This is a genomic window from Campylobacter concisus (genome assembly GCF_002165815.1).
Lineage (GTDB): Bacteria > Campylobacterota > Campylobacteria > Campylobacterales > Campylobacteraceae > Campylobacter_A > Campylobacter_A concisus_BH.
In genome coordinates, this window is the sequence record NZ_NDYN01000006.1 from 23,162 (window position 1) to 41,091 (window position 17,930).

General features: G+C 41.1%; 21 protein-coding genes and 1 pseudogene. 3 read left to right on the top strand and 19 right to left on the bottom strand.

The window, feature by feature from the left end; translation table 11 throughout:
• Nucleotides 1–167: 167 nt before the first annotated feature.
• The 7 genes from B9N65_RS06760 to B9N65_RS06790 all read right to left on the bottom strand — a co-directional run bounded on the left by B9N65_RS06760 (nucleotide 168) and on the right by B9N65_RS06790 (nucleotide 4,680).
• Nucleotides 168–350, bottom strand: a complete 183-nt coding sequence (locus B9N65_RS06760; protein ID WP_087583316.1) for a hypothetical protein — start codon at nucleotides 348–350, stop codon at nucleotides 168–170.
• 60 nt (nucleotides 351–410) lie between these two features.
• Nucleotides 411–1,100, bottom strand: coding sequence for a response regulator transcription factor (locus B9N65_RS06765; RefSeq protein ID WP_087583317.1), 690 nt, complete (start codon nucleotides 1,098–1,100; stop codon nucleotides 411–413).
• 3 nt (nucleotides 1,101–1,103) lie between these two features.
• On the bottom strand, nucleotides 1,104–2,753 hold the full coding sequence (locus B9N65_RS06770) for a sensor histidine kinase (RefSeq protein ID WP_087583318.1): 1,650 nt from the start codon (nucleotides 2,751–2,753) through the stop codon (nucleotides 1,104–1,106).
• A gap of 47 nt (nucleotides 2,754–2,800) precedes the next feature.
• Complete coding sequence (gene dsbI / locus B9N65_RS06775; RefSeq protein ID WP_087583319.1) at nucleotides 2,801–3,421, bottom strand: protein-disulfide oxidoreductase DsbI; 621 nt, start codon at nucleotides 3,419–3,421, stop codon at nucleotides 2,801–2,803.
• An 8-nt stretch (nucleotides 3,422–3,429) separates the two neighbouring features.
• Nucleotides 3,430–4,086: a thiol:disulfide interchange protein DsbA/DsbL gene (locus B9N65_RS06780; protein ID WP_087583320.1), complete on the bottom strand. Its 657-nt coding sequence runs from the start codon at nucleotides 4,084–4,086 to the stop codon at nucleotides 3,430–3,432.
• A gap of 134 nt (nucleotides 4,087–4,220) precedes the next feature.
• Nucleotides 4,221–4,490, bottom strand: coding sequence for a type II toxin-antitoxin system YafQ family toxin (locus B9N65_RS06785; protein ID WP_087583321.1), 270 nt, complete (start codon nucleotides 4,488–4,490; stop codon nucleotides 4,221–4,223).
• Nucleotides 4,483–4,680, bottom strand: a complete 198-nt coding sequence (locus B9N65_RS06790; RefSeq protein ID WP_012140635.1) for a hypothetical protein — start codon at nucleotides 4,678–4,680, stop codon at nucleotides 4,483–4,485. Before B9N65_RS06790 ends, B9N65_RS06785 begins: the two co-directional genes overlap by 8 nt.
• A gap of 136 nt (nucleotides 4,681–4,816) precedes the next feature.
• On the opposite strand from B9N65_RS06790, the gene B9N65_RS06795 reads away from it, so the two are divergent.
• Both B9N65_RS06795 and B9N65_RS06800 read left to right on the top strand, forming a co-directional pair.
• Nucleotides 4,817–5,461, top strand: coding sequence for a ferritin family protein (locus B9N65_RS06795; RefSeq protein ID WP_002940712.1), 645 nt, complete (start codon nucleotides 4,817–4,819; stop codon nucleotides 5,459–5,461).
• 112 nt (nucleotides 5,462–5,573) lie between these two features.
• Nucleotides 5,574–5,864, top strand: coding sequence for a DUF5339 domain-containing protein (locus B9N65_RS06800; RefSeq protein ID WP_012140637.1), 291 nt, complete (start codon nucleotides 5,574–5,576; stop codon nucleotides 5,862–5,864).
• 38 nt (nucleotides 5,865–5,902) lie between these two features.
• Here the strand turns inward: B9N65_RS06800 and B9N65_RS06805 are convergent, their stop codons facing one another.
• The 11 genes and pseudogenes from B9N65_RS06805 to B9N65_RS06855 all read right to left on the bottom strand — a co-directional run bounded on the left by B9N65_RS06805 (nucleotide 5,903) and on the right by B9N65_RS06855 (nucleotide 16,744).
• Nucleotides 5,903–6,133 carry a DUF2798 domain-containing protein gene (locus B9N65_RS06805; RefSeq protein WP_012140638.1) on the bottom strand — a complete coding sequence of 77 codons (231 nt, stop codon included), beginning with the start codon at nucleotides 6,131–6,133 and terminating at the stop codon, nucleotides 5,903–5,905.
• On the bottom strand, nucleotides 6,130–6,690 hold the full coding sequence (locus B9N65_RS06810) for an NAD(P)H-dependent oxidoreductase (protein WP_087583457.1): 561 nt from the start codon (nucleotides 6,688–6,690) through the stop codon (nucleotides 6,130–6,132). Before B9N65_RS06810 ends, B9N65_RS06805 begins: the two co-directional genes overlap by 4 nt.
• A 28-nt stretch (nucleotides 6,691–6,718) precedes the next feature.
• Complete coding sequence (locus B9N65_RS06815; protein ID WP_087583322.1) at nucleotides 6,719–8,290, bottom strand: tannase/feruloyl esterase family alpha/beta hydrolase; 1,572 nt, start codon at nucleotides 8,288–8,290, stop codon at nucleotides 6,719–6,721.
• A gap of 8 nt (nucleotides 8,291–8,298) precedes the next feature.
• On the bottom strand, nucleotides 8,299–8,979 hold the full coding sequence (locus B9N65_RS06820) for a putative quinol monooxygenase (RefSeq protein ID WP_087583323.1): 681 nt from the start codon (nucleotides 8,977–8,979) through the stop codon (nucleotides 8,299–8,301).
• A 13-nt stretch (nucleotides 8,980–8,992) separates the two neighbouring features.
• Nucleotides 8,993–9,496 (bottom strand): hypothetical protein, encoded by a 504-nt coding sequence (locus B9N65_RS06825; protein ID WP_257640038.1) that lies wholly within the window; start codon nucleotides 9,494–9,496, stop codon nucleotides 8,993–8,995.
• 16 nt (nucleotides 9,497–9,512) lie between these two features.
• Entirely contained in the window at nucleotides 9,513–10,949 is a 1,437-nt protein-coding gene (locus B9N65_RS06830) for a subtype B tannase (protein WP_087583324.1), read from the bottom strand.
• 70 nt (nucleotides 10,950–11,019) lie between these two features.
• On the bottom strand, nucleotides 11,020–11,790 hold the full coding sequence (locus B9N65_RS06835) for an SDR family NAD(P)-dependent oxidoreductase (RefSeq protein WP_087583325.1): 771 nt from the start codon (nucleotides 11,788–11,790) through the stop codon (nucleotides 11,020–11,022).
• A complete protein-coding gene (locus B9N65_RS06840; RefSeq protein WP_087583326.1) occupies nucleotides 11,787–12,428 on the bottom strand; it encodes an NAD(P)H-binding protein in 642 nt (213 codons plus the stop codon). Before B9N65_RS06840 ends, B9N65_RS06835 begins: the two co-directional genes overlap by 4 nt.
• A gap of 29 nt (nucleotides 12,429–12,457) precedes the next feature.
• Entirely contained in the window at nucleotides 12,458–13,603 is a 1,146-nt protein-coding gene (locus tag B9N65_RS06845) for an iron-containing alcohol dehydrogenase (protein ID WP_087583327.1), read from the bottom strand.
• 83 nt (nucleotides 13,604–13,686) lie between these two features.
• Nucleotides 13,687–14,361: an anaerobic ribonucleoside-triphosphate reductase activating protein gene (locus B9N65_RS06850; RefSeq protein ID WP_087583328.1), complete on the bottom strand. Its 675-nt coding sequence runs from the start codon at nucleotides 14,359–14,361 to the stop codon at nucleotides 13,687–13,689.
• Between the two features lie 100 nt (nucleotides 14,362–14,461).
• Nucleotides 14,462–16,744 (bottom strand): annotated as a pseudogene (locus B9N65_RS06855) (ribonucleoside triphosphate reductase).
• 291 nt (nucleotides 16,745–17,035) lie between these two features.
• On the opposite strand from B9N65_RS06855, the gene B9N65_RS06860 reads away from it, so the two are divergent.
• Nucleotides 17,036–17,275, top strand: a complete 240-nt coding sequence (locus B9N65_RS06860) for a hypothetical protein (RefSeq protein ID WP_087583330.1) — start codon at nucleotides 17,036–17,038, stop codon at nucleotides 17,273–17,275.
• Between the two features lie 99 nt (nucleotides 17,276–17,374).
• Here B9N65_RS06860 and B9N65_RS06865 read toward each other — a convergent pair whose 3' ends face one another.
• Nucleotides 17,375–17,833 carry a hypothetical protein gene (locus tag B9N65_RS06865; RefSeq protein ID WP_257640039.1) on the bottom strand — a complete coding sequence of 153 codons (459 nt, stop codon included), beginning with the start codon at nucleotides 17,831–17,833 and terminating at the stop codon, nucleotides 17,375–17,377.
• Nucleotides 17,834–17,930: the final 97 nt, after the last annotated feature.

Below are 17,930 nucleotides of genomic sequence, written 5' to 3' on the forward strand. Positions count from 1 at the left end.
AGTTTAGGGGTTAATAATGTGTAATTTTTTATAAATATGTGAAATTTTTTATGTTTATCTATTATAAATTTTAAATTTTTAAGCTTTTGTTCATCAAAATAGCATAGTAGTTGATAAAATAACCCAAAAATGTCACATAACAATTTTCATTTTAAGCGTATAAATTCTTAACCAAAGAAGCCTTTATCTAGCCTTATTATCACTAAATTTAGCCTTTTTATATCAAAATGTTTTTTATTTATAACTATCATAAATTTATACCCACTTGTGACATAAATTTTCTTAAGTTTATCTATCAAATTTTGCAAATTTTCATCTCTTTTTCTATAAATTTTAGCTAGTAGTGACATAAATTTATCACTACTCTTAAGATATTATTAGATAAAAATATTAATTTTGCTATTTGGAATTTATGCTTTTTCGCATTCAGCGACTAAGATATACCCACTCTCGCTGATATTTTTAAATTTCACGCCAAGCTCGCGTTTTAGGCGCAAAACGACATTTTGTATCGCAGCCTTGCTCACCTCGGTGCTATCATAGACAAATTCCTCTATCATCTCATAGGTGACAAGCTTGTTTAGGTTGTAAGCAAATAGCCAAAATATCTTATTTTGCAAAAAGCTAAGGTATAGCTCATTGCCATTTTTATAAATTTTCTCTCTTTTTAAATTTATACTCACCTCATCACTTAGGCGCACTAGCTTCTCATCTCGCTCGAAGCTTAGGCTTATTAACATCGATCTAAGATCCTTTATATCGATAGGCTTTTTCAAAAACAAGGTCGCCCCCTGCTCATAGCTTTTGATCAAATTTTCATCGCTATCATACGAAGTAAAGACGATAAATTTCTGATGAGGCTTTAGCTTTTTTATCTCATTCATCATCTCAAAGCCATTTAACACTGGCATGTGAATGTCACTCATCACGATGTCAAAGCCCTGTTTTTTAAATTTCTCCAGCCCATCTTGCCCATCTTTTGCGCCTACGACCTGACCACAGTATGGTTTAAGCCCAGTGATGATGAGCTCCCTTGCCATCTCGTCATCTTCAGCTACTAAGATAGATACTTTTTTTAAAATTTCTAGTGCCTCTTGCATCTTTTAACCCTTTAAATTCTTCTCAAAGCTTAGCTCAAAAATCGTAGGCTTTAGGTTGTGCGCAAGCGTGATGTCGCCATTTAGCTTCTCGCGCGCGAGCTTTTTAGCAAAGTAAAGTCCTATGCCATTTCCTTGCTTTTTAGTCGTGTTTAGCCAGGTAAAAATTTTCTTACTCATCTCGTAGCTCACGCCGCCGCCACTATCATAAACGCCGATGTAGCACTTATCTTCAAAGCTTCTAAATTTTAGCTCTATCACGCGTTTTAGCGGCTCATCTTTGTAGCTTTCAACGAGTGAGTCCTTTGCGTTATGGATTAGGATTAGTAAAATTTGCTGGATGATGTTTTCTATCTGGCAGACCCTCATCTCTTCAAATCCGCTAAATTTCACGCTCACGTTTGCACGGCTAAGCTCTGTGTGCATAAGTGTTATTAAATTTCTAACACTTGTTTGGATGTCAAATTCGCTCACATTTTCAGCGTTTTTGTAAAAATTTCTAAAAATTTCGATTGTTTTTGAAAGTAGCTCGATCGAGCTTTGCCCTTTTTTTAATAAATTTAAAAGCTCCTCATCACTTAGCTTGTCCTCTTTTTTTAGCATTATCACCGAGCTTAGCATAAGTTTTAGCGAATTTACTGGCTGGATGAACTGATGACTTATGCCACTTATGAGCTCTCCAGCCTCGCTCATCTTGGCTCTGTGCGCTAGCAAGGTCTCATACTCATCTTGCACCTTTTTTATCTTGTTATACATAAAGTTGTGCAGGCTGTTTGCCAAAAATGCAAGTGCGACGAAGGCAAAGAGTAAATTTAGGGCGTTTTTTAGCGCCTCTCTTGTCATGGCTAAAATTTCTTCTTCGTTGTTTGTGCCAGCTCCGATAAACCAGTTCATCGTCGGTATCTCGGCTACTTGGATCAAATTTTGCCCTATCTTTAGGCTGGTGATGTCCTCATCTTTTAAAAATATCTCTTTAAATTTCTCCTCGATCTCTCTTTTAAGCGTCGCATCAGCCATCGATGTGAGGATCTCGCCGCTGTGAGTTACCAAAAATGAGTAAGAATTTGGCGCAAGACTAAAGTTTTTGATGCTATCAAAGATAGTGCCTATTCGCACGACGCCACAAAGTGCCGCCTCAAATTTATCATCCTTTTCAACTGGCACGCATAAATTTAAAGTAGAGTCTTTTAAAATTTTGTGATTTTGCATGAAATTTACGCTTGAGGCATTTGTATTTTTTGTCTCGACATACCAGATAAGCCCCGCTCGCTCGCGCTTTGACATCACCTCTTCTGAGATCTTTTGCCCATTTACAAAGATCTCGCCATCCTCTCTTAGAAGCTGCATGAGATCAAATTCTTTTGCATTTTCTTTAAAGAGCTTTATGAAATTTGCCACCCTAGTATCGTCATCAATGATGCCAGAGTTTTGGATAAATTTTGACGCACGGATGAGCGAATTTAAGCGCTCATCAAGCCAAATTTGAAAGTTGCTAACGATATTTTTACTAACTGCGATGTTGTTTTTATCAGATAGCTCGATGATCTTTTCTTTTGCTTTGTTGTAGCTATTTAGCCCAAGAAGCACGACAAAGAGGCTTGCTAGCAAGATGATCGCATAAATTTTAATATTTTGTGATTTTAAATTAATACCCATGCGCGCAGTATATCCTAAGTTAGCCCAAAAATAGGGCTAACTAAAATTTATTTCTTAAAAGATAAGAGCTTTGAAACAAGCATAAGTGCAAGCACAACAAAGCAAATGCCAAAACCAAGCAGCGTACAATCCGCCATCGACATAAATTTAGAAGACGGCACAAGATACCAGCCATCTGCGTAAAGATCCACTATGCTCTTTTGCAGATCACTTAGCACCGCGCCGTCAGGCACCATAGGGCTGTCGTAGCCGCAATCGCCTGTCGGCATAAACCAGTCAGGCGCCCACTTCTCAAGCGGCAAGCCAAATGGATAGTGTGGCTCAGTCGAGCAGCCCTGCACGCCAAATGGATCATCGCCATGCACCGCGTCGTGGATTTTGGCTAGCTTCACGCTATACATTATGCCCTGCACCGCTCCCCAAAAGGCAAAGACGTAGCCAACTAGAGCAAAGAGTAAATTTTTTGGATTTATGATAGCGATCACGCCGCCAAGCGCCATACACAAAAAGGCAAAACGTATATAGACACACTGCTCGCAAGGAGGCATATAGGCGTAGTTTTGAAAGAGCGAGTGCGCGATAACGACAAGCGCGACGCTTACAAAGACTAGGATCGCCCAAGAGATGCGTGAGTCTTGAAATTTAGCCATTTTTTTAAAAAAGCTCATGTGGCGCCTTATTTTTTAAGAAGCTCTTCGATGAGTGCTGCCATGCCGTCAAGCGAGCTGATTGATTTTGTCATGATGAGATATTTACCATTTACGACAAATGCTGGCACGCCTTGAATTTTAGCCACCTCATAGCTCTCGTCCCACTTTTTAAGTAGCTCAGTCACTTTTGGATTAGCCAGCTCTTTTTCGTAGTCTGCTTTACTAACGCCAGCTGCATCAAGTCCGGTCTTTAAAAAGCCCTCAGCGTCTTTGCCATCGCTCCAGCGCTCTTTTTTGTCATGATAAGCTTTGTAGTAGGCAAATTTAGCCTTTTTAAATAGCGAATTTTCATCAAACAAGCTCACTCCCTTTGCCTCGTCCATAACGATAAGCACGGCAAAGACCTTGCTTGCAACCTCGCCGTAATCGCCCTTTGTCTTTAGGTGAAATGGCTCGTATTTTAGTCCAGGGATTTTCTCAACTACCTTTGGAGTGACGCTCTTGTCGTATTTGTAGCAAAATGGGCAAGCGTAGCTAAAAATTTTAACTAGCGTATTTTGTCCCACACTTAGTGGCTTTTCAAGCTTGACATAGTCCTCGCCCTCACTAAATGCACTTGCACTGATCGCACCAGCTACTGCAACGGCAAAGATAGCCTTACTAAATTTAGATAGAAAACTCATGATGATCTCCTTTGGATGATTTATTTTGAGTTATTCTACAACCAAGCTCAACCGCACTTTTAACGCTAGAATAAATTTTGGCTGAAATTTATCTATTTTAAATTTATGATGATGGATTTGGTTTTTTGTTAAATTTATTGAAAAAGCTCGCTGTGGCTTCCTACTTCAACGCACGTAAGAAGTAAAATTTCGTTTTGTTTTTTATATATCAAGAGCAAGTCTGGCTTAATGTGGCACTCTCTAAATCCTTTATAGCTTCCAATAAGAGCGTGATCTTTATATTTTGACGCTAATTCTTCGTTATTTGCTAACTGCCAGATGATATCTTTAGTTAATTTTTTTTCATTTTCATTTAGCTTTTTAAAAGCTTTTTTAAAACTCTTTGAATACTCTATCTCAAGCATCAAGGCTCTTTTCAAATTCTTCAAATGTTTTAAATCTCTCTACTTCGCCATTTTCGATCTCTTTGATAGCTTTGTCAAGCCTTGAGACTTTATCTCTTTGCTCAAATTCTACATTTGCCTGCCTAGCCATCTCTTTTATAAGCTCGATAAATCCATAGTCAGCATTTTTAAAATCAATAGTTGTAGTCATCTTACACCTTTAAATTTTCGTCTTATTATAACTTCAAATTTATAAAAATAATATACGTTATCAATAAAAATTATTATTTACATATTTTATTTTTTGAGTTATAATCGCCTCAAATTTTATCAAAATAGGAGTCAAAATGAGACAGTACGAAACATACAAATGCGAAAAATGCGGCAACGAGATCGAAGTTCAAAAAGTTGGCGGCGGCACATTAACCTGTTGCGGCGAAGAGATGAAATGCGTTACTGAAAATTTAACAGCGGTAAATTTGATGAAGGCATTTGCTGGCGAGTCACAAGCTAGAAACAAGTATGAGCTTTACGGCGACCTAGCTAAAGAAGCAGGCTATCACGCGATAGCTAGACACTTTTATGAGGCAGCTGAAAACGAGAAATGGCACGCAAGGGCTGAATTTAAAAAATATCACGAGATGATGAACGATCCGATCGATAAGATGGATAAAAACTTGCTTGATGCTGCAGCTGGCGAAAACTACGAGCATACGACGATGTATCCAGACTTTGCAAAGATCGCAAAAGAAGAAGAGCTAAGAGATGTTGAAAGGCTATTTAACGCGATCGGCAAGGTTGAAGTTGAGCATGAGAGGGAGTATTTAGAGCTTAAAAAGATGCTTGATGAAGAGGGTTTTTTTGAAAGCGACGAAGAAGATATCTGGGTTTGCGAGGTGTGCGGACACGTTCACAGAGGCAAAAAAGCTCCAGGCGCTTGCCCACTTTGCAAAGCTCCAAAAGAGTATTTCAAGCGCGAATTCTTAGGCTAAAAAAGCCAAAATTTAGCCAAGGCGCTTGTCTTGGCTAAATTTATAATTTTTTAAGCACAAAATCACCATTTTAAATGTTATACTTCTCCAAAATTTTAACAAGGAGAAAGAGATGAAAAAATCACTTTTAGTTTTAGCTGGACTTGGCTTTGCACTAAGCCTAAACGCTGCAGATCTTACAGATACTTGCAAGTCTTACTTCTCAGACATCGACAAAATGGTAGAAGCTTACAAACAAGCTGGTCAAGAGCAACAAGTAAAAATGTATGAAGATCAAAAGAAACAATCAATGGATCAACTTGCTGCACTTCCAAAAGAGCAACAAGACGCTACTTGCAAACAAGCTAAAGAGATGTTTGCTCAAGTAATGGATCAAATGAAAAAACAAGGTCTTTTAAAATAAAACTCCATGTGGCTAGGCTCTCTAGCCACACTTTAAATTTAACTCTCTTTTTTACATAAATTTTGCGTGATCTTTGCAACAGACGGCGAAACTAGCAAAAGCACAGGATACGCCACTACAAAGGCTTTTACATAAGCGATTAGCCAAATTTTCACAAAGCCATCAACAAAACCAAGGTTAAGATATGTCAGCACAAACGACATAAAAAACGCCATAAATGCTGACATTATAAACGCAAAAACATATCTATAAAATTTCGCTGGTATCATGAAATTTTACCTATCAGCTCCTCTAGCCTCTTTGCATGATCAAGCGCCTTTTGCCTCATCAAAGCAAGCTTTGCCTCATCGTGCCTGCTCTGATATGATAGCCCTCCGCTATAAACATAGCCTGCAAACTCCATGCCACACATATTTGCTAGCGCCTTAAGCGGCGGCAAAAACTCCTCTATCTCGTAGCGCTGAAGTGCCTCTTTTTTATAAAGCTCCTCAGGCGCACCAGAGGTAAATGAAAGCACTAGCTTCTTGCCATGTAGCTTATCTCCCTTGCTGCCGTGAGAGAAGCCATGAATTAGCACATCTTCAAGCCACTTTTGTAAAAGTGATGGCACGCCGTACCAGAAAAATGGATAAACAAGCACGATCACATCAGCCTTCACTAGCTTTTCTTGCTCGGCTTTTACATCGATAGCGTAGTTTTTATAAAGCTCGCTTAGTATGTCAAATTTAGCCTCTGGCAAGTGCTTTTTTAGCTCGCCTAAGATGATCTTATTTGCAAAAGAATTTTCAAGGTCAGTGTGACCTGATACTACTAAAATTTCACTCATTTTGCCCCTTAAATTTACTTTCTTAAATTTACTTGCAAACAAAGCTACTTGCCTTGCTAGCATCTCCGCCCACGTAAGTAGCCACTTTTGGATAGGCACACACTAGAAATTCCTTGCCAGCGTAGCTTTTGCTTTTTGCTAGCATGCTCTTTGGCGCTTCGCCCTTTTCGTGCCACGCTTCAAGCGCACTAAGCGGATCGACGTCATCTATGCCGTTTCCGCCACCGCAGTGGTTCATCCCCGGTAGCGCAAAAAATGCCGCAAAATTTTGGCTATTTTTATTATCAGCCTCTAGCTTTTTAAACCAATCCCTTTGATCTTTTGCCGAGAAAACTGGGTCTGAGACGCCAGTTACGATGATTATCTTGCCGCCATTTGCGCTAAATGTGCTAAGGCTTGTTGAGATGGCGTCATTTATCGCCGCGGTCTCGAAAGTCTTTGGCGTGTCTTTGTCAAAGTCAAAATTTATCGTGTCAAAATTTGGCTGTGCTGGCGTTAAAAAATAATAATTCACCGAGCCGCTTGAAAGCGTGATGTTTCTAGCGTTTGGCTTAGCGCTTTGCGAGTCTCCTAGCTTCCACTGTCTCCAGCCCTCAGCGCTCACGCCTGAGTCGTAAAACCAACCGCTATAAATTTGCTCGCCCTTACTGTTTTTGGCTCCATTAAAGATTTTCTCTATCGCTGCTATCTTTTGCTTATCTAAATTTAGACTTTTTGGATTAAATTTGCACGCTTCCCACGCATTGATGATCCCATCTTTTAGTCCGTCTAAGCCGTCACATTTTTCTAGCACGGCGTGGCTTAGCTTGTTAAGGTCGTCCTGCGTTAGGGCATTTGCAAAAATTTTCTCGCCTTTTTCATTTTTCGGAGCTATCTTCATAAGAGCTTGGTTGTCCCACTGCTGAGCGATCGCCGCGCGAGATAGCCTAAAGCCAGGGTTTGCAGCGATGACGCCGTCAAATTCTAGCGGATAGCGCTGGGCTGCGATTAGTGCTGCCCTGCCGCCATTTGAGCAGCCCATGAAGTAGCTATGTTTTGGCTTTTTGGCGTATGCGGCGGCTAAAATTTGCTTAGCTGCGTCCGTGACCTTGCCGATCGCCTGATAGGCGTAGTCTAGCCTTGCTTGCTGATCTAGCCCAAACTCAGCCGTTGGCTCTGGATGTCCTGAGTTTGTAGTAACTACCGCGTAGCCTCTAAGAAGCGCTGGCGTGGCTGTGCTTGTGCGTATCGGCACCGCGCCAAGAGCAGGCGCTACAAAGCCGTCCATGCCGCCTCCGCCTTGAAATAAAAACTTCTCATTCCACTGCTCTGGCAGCCTTAGCTCATAGTCTATCGCATACTCTTTGCCATCACTGCCAGTGCGCTTATAGAGTTTGCCATGCACCACGCAGTGAGGCTTTGCTTTGATATTATTTTTACTGCCACCAGTTAGCGCAGACATCTTATCGGCTGAAATTTCGCCACTCTCACTCCACACCGCATCTATCATCTCATTGTTTAAAATTTTCACATCTTTTAAACTCTCACATCCAGCCCTATCAAGGGCAAAAGCCGTGCTGCCAATGAGTGCAAGTGCGCAAAAAAGTGAAATTTTCTTCATAACATCTCCTAAAATTTTACCTTGCTAAATGAGGTCTCGTTATTGAGAGCAAAGCCGTCAAATTCATCTATCAGCCCAGCTCGCTCTTTGGCGTAAGCCTTGTAGTTTTCGCTGTGGCGGTAGCTCTCAAAGCTAGCTTCGTCTTTGTAAATTTCAACCAACACCCATTTGTTAGGTGCCTCTTTTTGACTAAAGGCAAACTGCGCGTAAGCGCCCTCATCTACGCTTTTTTGCATATATTTTTTGATGATCTTTTCAAATTTCGCATCGCTCTTTGTTAAAAGGCTTAAATTTGTGATGTGAAAGTAGGCATCTTTTAGCCTCTCTGGCGTTAAATTTTTAGAAAACGCAACCCGCTTTTTCACGTTTATAGCCTTTTTGCTAGCTAAAATTTCAGCGCTCGCACTTGCAAATTTCTTAAAATGTGCCGAGCTTATATGCTTTTTATAAGCCGCCTCGTCCTTGTAAAACTCAAGCAGGTAAAATAGCTCTGGCTTGCTCTTTGCGCTCGCAAAAAAGATCGCCTGCGTGCCTGGCTCGCTCTTTGAGCTTAGTATATTTTCCCTGCCAAGCTGCTTTAACAAAGTCTTGTTATTTGGCGTTGAAAGCAGCTCCTGCAAGCTCACTTTCGCCTCCGCCCCAAAGGCAAAAGCCGCCAAAACCGCTAGTAAAAATAGCTTTTTAAACATCAAATTCCCCTTATCACTTCGCCTTTTTCATATCAGCCTTAGCTTTTATCTCTTCTGCTGCCTCAAGGTCAAGCTGTGCTTTTTTAAAGGCTTTACGTGCTTTTTCTAAGCAGTTAGAGTTGCAGTTAGAGTTTTTGACACTTGGGTTATCAGCATAGGCTTTTTCTGCCTCTTCTAGCTTAAATTTCTTGTCGCCATAGTTCATTTGAGCTTTTTCAAGGTTATTTGTAGCTTTGTCGCCACCTAGTAGCTCAGCCTTTGAGGTGACCTTACCAGTGACTGGGTTTCTACCGATAGTCATATCTAGTTCTCGTTTAGCTCTAGCAGCGGTTCCACGATTAACAAAACACTCTTTTTTCCCTCCCACTAATATACCTGCAATCATATCAGGTCTATTTTTAGGGTCACTACAATCAACCTCTTCTTTTGCATAGCCAAATGTAGCTCCCAGAGCCGCTACTACCAATAAATTTATAAATTTCATTTTACTCTCCTTGAAAATTTTTAAATTTTTCATATTTTCTCCTTTAAATTTATCTCTCAACCACTCTTTTTATCCAAGCAAAAAGCTCGTCTAGGTCGTAGTCGCCACCGTGTCCTTGCCCCCAGACCGCTTCAAAATCAACCTCTTTGCCAGCATTTTTGAGCGAGAGTGCGAGCATACCAGGCACGGCAAGGGCTAGGTCGGTGTCGTTTGTGCCCTGCCTTATGCGGTAAAATTTCGCTCCGTTTTTGTTTGCGGTGTAGTTCATCGCATTCATCATCTTTATGACGCTAGCCTCCGCCATCTCGCCAATACTTCGCTCTTTTGCAAATTTAGTAAAGTGCTTTGCAGGCGTTTTGCTATCTCCAAAAAGGTCGTTTTCAGCATTTTCAAGAGCTAGGCCGTCAAAGGCAACTGGTGCTTTGGCACGTTTTAGCGAGGCGATGAAGTCTTCTAGTTTGAACGTATATCCAAGCTCGCAACCCTGCGTGTCAAGAGTTATAAATTTAGGCGTGAGCGTGCTTTTATCGCTGTTTTTTGTAGCGGTAAATGCCTTTGAGATGAGGGCGTTTATATACTCTTTGAAGCTGCCCTCGCCATTTTCATCAAGGCTTAGTGCATGGCCTTTGGCGTCTTTTAAATTTAGCGAGTTTAGATAGGCTGGGAATTTACTCTTTAGCTCACGTGAGAGCTCTTTTTGTGTGGCATTTAGCTCGCCTACTATCATCTTTGGCTTTTTGCTCCTGTCGTTAAAGCTAGCCGCGTCAAGACTTGAAAAGTCTATCCTTTCAAATTTATCCAAATCCCCAAACATCCACTCATACGCCTCGTCCTCATGCTCTAAATTTGTAACAGGACAATAGGCTGAGACGGCATAAATTTGATCGTCCGCCTGCGCAGTGCCTAGCTCGTCAAGATATGGCTCGTACTCTTTTGCGTTTGCGCTAGTGCCTAGAAGTGCTGACATCGCTCCGCCTGCACTCGTGCCGTTTGAGATGATCTTATTTGCGTCGCCTGGCATAAATTTATCGTTAAATTTAAGGTATCTAACGGCCGCTTTTAGATCGACTATCGCAGCTGGGGCTTTGCCGATGAATCGCTCGCCATCTTTTAGCGTCCTGCCCCTAGCGCCAACGCTTGCCACGACGTAACCTCTAAGAAGCGCTTCAAGGGTGGCATTTGGCTTTTCGTTTTGGATTTCTGGCTTTTGGGGTTTTGCTGGCATGTAGCCGCCGATAGCGTTTGGCATAAAAATAGCCGTAGTTTTATCGTCAAATTTACCCTCTGGCACGTAGAAATTTAGCACCTCATAGTCGCTCGTTGGCTTTGCCACATAGACTATGCCCTCATAAGCTCTAAATTTAAGCGTCCTATCGCCAACTTGCACGCTTTTTAGCTCAAATTTCTTTTCATCAAATTTAAGCTCGCCCCCAAAGCAAGCGCCTACCAAACAAACCCCTAAAATAGCAACCCTAACGCATTTCATGATCTGCCTTTTTATTTTGTCCTACTTTTTGCTTTACTAACCTTGGCGTAGGCTACCAGGGCTTTAACGCCTAGTTATCTTTTGGCTCGTATTTGATAGCATAGTCAAATTTTGGCTTGCTTAGACTAAACTCAAAGCTATCTCTATCCACCGCGCCAACGCAGTAATGGCTATCATAAAGACGAAGCAAAAACTCCGCCATCTCTTCACTCGTGTGGTACTTTTTAAACGCCTTGTCGTAGTCGTAGCTCTCTTTGCTAGTTGCCACCATGCCAAATTCTGTCTTTGTGGCAGCTGGAGCTAGCACTTTAGCCTGCATCTTTGCCTGCTTGTCTTGTGCTAGCTCGTGGTAAAGCCCCTCACTAAAGGCGCTTACGAAAAATTTACTAGCGCAGTAGGTCACGACGTTTGGCACGATATTGTAGCCTCCTATCGAAGAGATGTTTATAAGCTGCGTATCTTTGTCTTTATATTTTTTAGTAAAAAGCGTTGAGAGCGTCACAAGAGAGATGATGTTTAAATTTATCATCTGCGTCACTTTCTCTAAATTTTGCTCGCCGACCTTGTTATAGTCGCCAAAGCCAGCGTTGTTTATAAGCGCTTTTAGCTCAAATTTTTCTAATTTTTGCCAAAGAGAAATGGCATTTTCTTGCTTTGAGAGATCGCAAAGCTCTATAACCACATCGACATTTGCAAATTTAGCTATCTCGCCTTTTAGCTCCTCTAAAAGCTCCCTGCGTCTTGCAACAAGGATCAAATTCTCCCCGCGCCTTGCAAATGCCTTTGCCACGGCCGCTCCTATGCCTGAGCTTGCCCCAGTGATGGCGATGTATCTTTTCACTTCGCATACTCCATAGGACTATAAATTTTCACACCTTCACTGTGGTCATCTTGCGCTACTTGAACGATCACTTTAGCGATGTCAGCCGCCCTCATCGGACGATACTCGTCAAAAAAACCTTTTGGGATAAATTTAAACGCCTTTATCGCTAGATACTCGCCAAGTCTAAATTCCTTTCTCTCAGCCTCGATAAGTGGCAGTCTGGCGATATGAAATGAGCTATATCCAAGCTCTTTTATCTTTGCTTCTGCCTGACCTTTTGCCTTTAGGTAAAATGAGCCTGACTTTCTGTTTGCGCCTGCCGCTGAGAGCAAGACAAAGCGTTTTGCGCCGCACTCCAAGCCAAATTTGGCGAAATTTATCGGATAGGTCACATCGACTTTATAAAACTGCTCTTTGTGCTTTGCCGCTTTCATCGTCGTGCCAAGCGCGCAAAAAACGTCATCAGCGATAAATGGCACCTCATCTTTAAAATCATCAAAATTTACTATCTTTACTTCAAGCTTTTCATGGGTAAATTCTAGCTCATGCCTAACAAGGGCGACCACCTTGTTGTAGTGCTCACTCTCGCAAAGACCCTTTAAAATTTCACTTCCCACAGCGCCGCTGGCTCCTGCTATAAGGGCGACTTTTTTCATGTTTATCCTTTGTAAATTTTGGATAAATTCTATCTCGCTAAGGCAAAAATTTCGCTTATGGCCTCTTTTGTATAAATTTGCTCCAAGCCCCTGCCCTTGGCGTAGTCATAAACTAGCGCCATGATCTCGTCTAAATTTGACTCATCTACGCCGATTTCGATGAGGCTTGTTGGTGTGCCGATCTTGCTAAACCACTCTTTTAGCTTTTCGATGCCTGCATCTGCGTCATCTACGCCAAAAATTTCTTTGCCAAAGCGCTTAAATGCCTTTAAATTTCTACTCTTATACCACTTCATCCAAGCTGGCATAACGACACTTAGCCCAGCCCCGTGCGCGCAATCAACCACCGCACCTATGGCGTGCTCGATCATGTGATTTGGATAAGAGTAGCCAGCCGTGCCAACGTAAGTTAGGCCATTTAGCGCCATCGTCGCAGCCCAGGCAAACTCGCTTCTAGCGCCATAGTTTTCTGGCTCTTTTAGTAAAATTTCAGTCGTTTTCATGACTGTTTTGATGTTTGCTTCGATGTATAAATTTATGATCTCAGGCTGAACGCTCGCCGTAAAGTAGCCCTCGATGCTGTGAGCGATGATGTCTGAAGCTGAATAGACCAAGTACTCCTTGCTAACGCTTGCTTGAAGAAGCGGGTTTATCACCGATACTTTTGGGTAAAGACAAGCGCCGTGCATGGCAAATTTCTCTTTTGTGGCTTCATTTGTGACGACTGCTCCGCCGTTCATCTCTGAGCCAGTTGCAGCAAGCGTTATGATGTCAAAGATCATAAGCGCCTCTTTTGGACATTTGCCAGTAAAAAAGTCCCAAACATCGCCGTTATACTTCACGCCAGCAGCCACCGCCTTGGCCGTGTCAAGCACCGAGCCACCGCCTATGGCTAGCACGCTATCGACGCCTTGTTTTTTAGCTAAATTTATAGCCTCATTTACCTTGCTTAGCACTGGGTTTGACTTCACGCCGCCTATCTTGCAAAACTCGATGCCATTTGCGCTTAGGCTCTTTGTGGCAACGTCAAAAAGTCCGTTTTTCATGATCCTGTCGCTGCCATAGATGATGAGCGTCTTTTTTACGCCAAATTCTTTCATGTATTTGCCGATGTTTTGCTCTTTGTCTTTGCCAAATTCTATTTTAGTAGGGTTTAAAAAGCTAAAATTTTGCATAGTTTCTCCTTGTTTGCTTTTGTGATTTGGGGTAAATTTTAGTTAAATTTTCTTATTTTTAGCTATTTTTATCTGCGCTAAATTTAGAAATTTCTTAGTCTGATAGGTAGTTTTGATGTGATCTTATCTGGATCGAAGCTGTTTTTTGGATCGCCTAAGCCTCCAAAATTTTCGCCAGTGTTAAAGAATTTTTGTAAGAAATAATCCCCTCTATACCCAAGCTCGTAAAGTAGCTCAGACATCTCAGAGATATCCTTTTCGCTTAGCAAGTCCGCATGCACGGTCGTTCTAACTTCAAATTTAAAATTTATCTCAAGCAGGTATCTAAGCGTGGCAGCAAATTTCTCATATAAATTTGAGCCAGTGATGCCTATAAATTTCTCTTTTGGAGCTTTAAAATCAAGCGCGATGTAGTCAATCAGCCCCTCATCTATCGCCTCTTTCAAGACGTCACGATATGAGCCGTTAGTATCGACCTTTAAGCTAAAGCCGCGCGCCTTTACCTCGCGTGCTAGCCTTAAAAAAAGAGGGTTTGCTGTGCATTCGCCACCGCTAAAGACTATGCCATTTAGCTTGCCGACCCTGCGGTCTAAAAAGTCGCAAACTTCGCTAAAGCTTATAGTGCCATTTGACTTTACGACCTCAACGTTATAGCAGTATCCGCAGCGCATATTGCACCCAGCAAACCAAATGACAGCTGCCACTTTGTCTGGATAGTCAAGCGTCGTAAATGGCGTTATACTAAAGACTCTTTGCAAGTTTTTGACCCTTTTTTAAACTAAAAGGCACAAGGGGCGTGCCTTTGGCTTGCATTTTAGTTTATTTTTTTAAATTTATTATTGTTTTTAGGCAAGAAATTTATCTCTTGCAACAACTTGCGTATTCGTCAAATTTAACACGCTCTTTGTGCTCGCCTTTTTTACCGAGATTAAAGCTCTCAACTGGCCTATGATAACCCATAACACGAGTATAAACCACGCATCTTGTGCGTTTGTCTTGCACTTTTTCTAAGATTTCTTTTTCTGTCATCTTCTCTCCTTATTTGGTTTTTTTCTTTTCATTTTCTATCAGCTCTGCATCACAAAGTGGGCAAAACTCATGCTCGCCAGCTATGTAGCCATGCTTTGCGCAGACGCTAAAGACTGGCGTTATCGTGATGTATGGGAGTTTGTAGTTTGAGATTATACTCTTTACAAGCTCTTTGCAAGCTTTAGCCGAGCTGATGCGCTCTTTCATATATAGGTGAAAGACGGTGCCACCAGTGTAGGCGCTTTGTAGCTCATCTTGCAGATCAAGCGCTTCGTAAGCGTCATCTGTGAAATTTGCAGGTAGCTGGGTTGAGTTTGTGTAGTAGATGTTATCGCCCTCGCCTGCTTGGATGATGTCTGGATAGCGCTTTTTATCCTCTTTGGCAAAGCGATACGTCGTGCCCTCAGCTGGTGTGGCCTCAAGGTTATATAAATTTCCACTCTCTTCTTGAAATGTCCTTATCTTATCGCGCAAAAAGCCAACCATCTCAAGGGCAAATTCTCGTCCAAATTTAGTTGAGATGTTCTCTTTGTCGCCAGTAAAATTTCTAAGTAGCTCATTCATGCCATTTATGCCTATCGTGCTAAAGTGGTTGTTAAAGTGCTTTAGATACCTAGCTGTGTAAGGATAAAGCCCTCTGTCATACATCTCTTGGATAAATTTACGCTTTTTCTCTAGGGTTGATCTGGCTAGCTCTAAAAGGTAGCTTAGTCTGTTGTAAAGTGCGACCTTATCGCCTTTGTAGTTATAGCCTAGGCGGGCTAAATTTATAGTCACAACTCCGATCGAGCCAGTCATCTCAGCGCTTCCAAAAAGACCTCCACCGCGTTTTAAAAGCTCTCTTAGATCAAGCTGTAAGCGGCAGCACATAGAGCGCACGTGGCCTGGTTTGTAGGCGTTTTCGTTTTCTATCTTGTTGCCATTTTCGTCGTAAGTGTATTGTGAGCCGATGAAATTTTGAAAGTAGCTTGAGCCCATTTTTGCGGTATTTTCAAAGAGCACGTCTGCTACTTCGCTATCCCAGTTAAAATCCTCTGTGATATTTACCGTTGGTATAGGGAATGTAAAAGGCTGCGAGCACTTGTCGCCAGCTGTCAAGACCTCGTAAAATGCTTTGTCTATGCGCGCCATCTCAGGCTCAAAGTCCTTGTAGGTCATATCGATCAAATTTTTCCTGCCACGCTCGTTTGCTTTTTTCAAAATTTTCTCATCTTTTACGTTTGTAAAGAGGTGTATATCATCGCTCGTTGGGATCTGATCTCTTAGGTCGCTTGGGCAGGTGATGTCTATGGTTACGTTTGTAAATGGACTTTGTCCCCAGCGTGCAGGGACGTTTAGGTTAAATATAAAGCTAGTTATCGCCTTTTTGATCTCGGCGTCGCTTAGATCGTCTTTGAAAACGTAAGGCGCAAGGTAGGTGTCAAAGCTAGAAAACGCCTGAGCGCCAGCCCACTCGCTTTGCAAAATTCCTAAGAAATTTGCCATTTGATAAAGCGCCTCTCTAAAGTGCTTAGGCGCCTTGCTCTCGACCCTGCCACGAACGCCGTTAAAGCCCTCGTTTAGCAAAGCCCTTAGGCTCCAGCCAGCGCAGTATCCTGTAAGGCAGTCAAGGTCGTGGATGTGGTAGTCGCCGTTTCTGTGAGCAAGACCCTCTTCTTTGCTATAAACAGCGTCTAGCCAGTAGTTTGCTATGACTTTGCCAGCGGTGTTGTTTATAAGCCCTGCGTTTGAGTAGCTTGTGTTTGAATTTGCAGAAATTCTCCAGTCAGTGCCGTTTATGTACTCATTTATAGTTTGGGTTGAGTTTATATAGGTCGTATCTTCGTTTAGCCCTAAAATTTGCTCGCGTTGGAGCTTGTGAGTGTGGCGGTAGAGCATGAAGCTCTTTAGAACTTCAAAATGTCCGCCGTCAAATAGCTCTTTTTCTATCGCATCTTGGATGTCTTCGACTGTTATCGCACTTGATTTTTGAAAGATATCTTGGACTACATTTGTAAAAACTTGCTCGTCATAAACTTTATTTTCGCTGGCAAATGCCTTTTTTATAGCATCTACTATCTTGTATGCTACAAATTCTTGCCTTGTGCCATCTCGTTTTAAAATTTCACGCATCACTTGCTCTTTTCTGATTATTTTTTTGATATAGAGTTTAAAAGTATAGGACAAGAAAGCTTAAAATATAGAAAACTTATTTTATTTTGTTTAATAATATTTATCAAAAAATATAAAATTTTATAGAGTTTTCTTAAATATTATTTTACGTATTTTAGGTATTTTAAAATAAAATTTGACTATTTTTACTTAAATAATTATTTTAATTTTAGTTTTTAAAATAGTAGATTTGAAATTTTACAGGTCAATCAAGCTTATTTGGGTATAATCTCAAAAATTTAAAGGATAAAAATGACTTCGATGAATATACAAACCGCAAATGATAGCATCATAGAAGCTATCAAAGCCATTGTTGCGCTTGATCCTGAAACGATACTTTCTTATGATGACGACGGATATTTAGATGAAGCAGATCAAAAGGATTTGGCTGAGCTAATAAGCGCTAAAAAACGTGGTGAATTAAAGTGCGTAAATTTAGATGAATTTGACCTAGAGATGAGATCATTTTTAAAAAGAAAAAGGTCTAAATGAAGCTTTTATTAAGCAAACGCTTTCAATCAGACCTTGAAAAGATTTTAAAATTCTACTCTCTAAAAATTTACTCCAAAGGCGTAAAAGATCACATCACTACTATTTTGTGTTTCTTCTATCGTCTTTAGCTTTTATCTCTTCTGCAGCCTCTAGGTCAAGCTGTGCTTTTTTAAAGGCTTTACGTGCTTTTTCTAAGCGGTTAGAGTTTTTGACACTTGGATCATCGGCATAAAGTTCTTCTGCATCCTCAAGTTCCATTTTACGCTTACCATAGTTCATTTGAGCTTTTTCAAGGTTGTTAGTAGCTTTATTGCCACCTAGTAGCTCAGCCTTTGAGGTTACTTTACCAGTAACTGGGTTTCTACCGATAGTTCCATCGAGGCTACGTTTAGCACCCTTTGCACTACCAGTATTTATATAACACTCTTTTTTTCCTCCAATAAGCATACCTGCAATTAAGCGAGGCCTATTTTTAGGGTCAGAGCAGTCAACGGCTGCAAAACTAATAGATGAAAACAGACTAAGTAGTAAAACATAGAGTAATGCTTTATTTCTCATCTTATTTTTCCTTTCTTCTTGTTTGGTGTAAAGTTTTTGTACTCATCTCTTTCCTTTCTAGTTTGGTATCAAAGCATTGTAGCTTTTTTAGATAAAT

Bases quoted from the DNA above. Each gene is read 5' to 3' on its own strand.
- B9N65_RS06760 (WP_087583316.1), bottom strand. From the start codon at position 350: ATGTCACTACTAGCTAAAATTTATAGAAAAAGAGATGAAAATTTGCAA.
- B9N65_RS06765 (WP_087583317.1), bottom strand. From the start codon at position 1,100: ATGCAAGAGGCACTAGAAATTTTAAAAAAAGTATCTATCTTAGTAGCT.
- B9N65_RS06820 (WP_087583323.1), bottom strand. From the start codon at position 8,979: ATGTTTAAAAAGCTATTTTTACTAGCGGTTTTGGCGGCTTTTGCCTTT.
- dsbI (WP_087583319.1), bottom strand. From the start codon at position 3,421: ATGAGCTTTTTTAAAAAAATGGCTAAATTTCAAGACTCACGCATCTCT.
- B9N65_RS06865 (WP_257640039.1), bottom strand. From the start codon at position 17,833: ATGAGAAATAAAGCATTACTCTATGTTTTACTACTTAGTCTGTTTTCA.
- B9N65_RS06860 (WP_087583330.1), top strand. From the start codon at position 17,036: ATGACTTCGATGAATATACAAACCGCAAATGATAGCATCATAGAAGCT.
- B9N65_RS06840 (WP_087583326.1), bottom strand. From the start codon at position 12,428: ATGAAAAAAGTCGCCCTTATAGCAGGAGCCAGCGGCGCTGTGGGAAGT.
- B9N65_RS06845 (WP_087583327.1), bottom strand. From the start codon at position 13,603: ATGCAAAATTTTAGCTTTTTAAACCCTACTAAAATAGAATTTGGCAAA.
- B9N65_RS06790 (WP_012140635.1), bottom strand. From the start codon at position 4,680: ATGACTACAACTATTGATTTTAAAAATGCTGACTATGGATTTATCGAG.
- B9N65_RS06810 (WP_087583457.1), bottom strand. From the start codon at position 6,690: ATGAGTGAAATTTTAGTAGTATCAGGTCACACTGACCTTGAAAATTCT.
- B9N65_RS06800 (WP_012140637.1), top strand. From the start codon at position 5,574: ATGAAAAAATCACTTTTAGTTTTAGCTGGACTTGGCTTTGCACTAAGC.
- B9N65_RS06795 (WP_002940712.1), top strand. From the start codon at position 4,817: ATGAGACAGTACGAAACATACAAATGCGAAAAATGCGGCAACGAGATC.
- B9N65_RS06780 (WP_087583320.1), bottom strand. From the start codon at position 4,086: ATGAGTTTTCTATCTAAATTTAGTAAGGCTATCTTTGCCGTTGCAGTA.
- B9N65_RS06805 (WP_012140638.1), bottom strand. From the start codon at position 6,133: ATGATACCAGCGAAATTTTATAGATATGTTTTTGCGTTTATAATGTCA.
- B9N65_RS06785 (WP_087583321.1), bottom strand. From the start codon at position 4,490: ATGCTTGAGATAGAGTATTCAAAGAGTTTTAAAAAAGCTTTTAAAAAG.
- B9N65_RS06825 (WP_257640038.1), bottom strand. From the start codon at position 9,496: ATGAAAAATTTAAAAATTTTCAAGGAGAGTAAAATGAAATTTATAAAT.
- B9N65_RS06770 (WP_087583318.1), bottom strand. From the start codon at position 2,753: ATGGGTATTAATTTAAAATCACAAAATATTAAAATTTATGCGATCATC.
- B9N65_RS06815 (WP_087583322.1), bottom strand. From the start codon at position 8,290: ATGAAGAAAATTTCACTTTTTTGCGCACTTGCACTCATTGGCAGCACG.
- B9N65_RS06830 (WP_087583324.1), bottom strand. From the start codon at position 10,949: ATGAAATGCGTTAGGGTTGCTATTTTAGGGGTTTGTTTGGTAGGCGCT.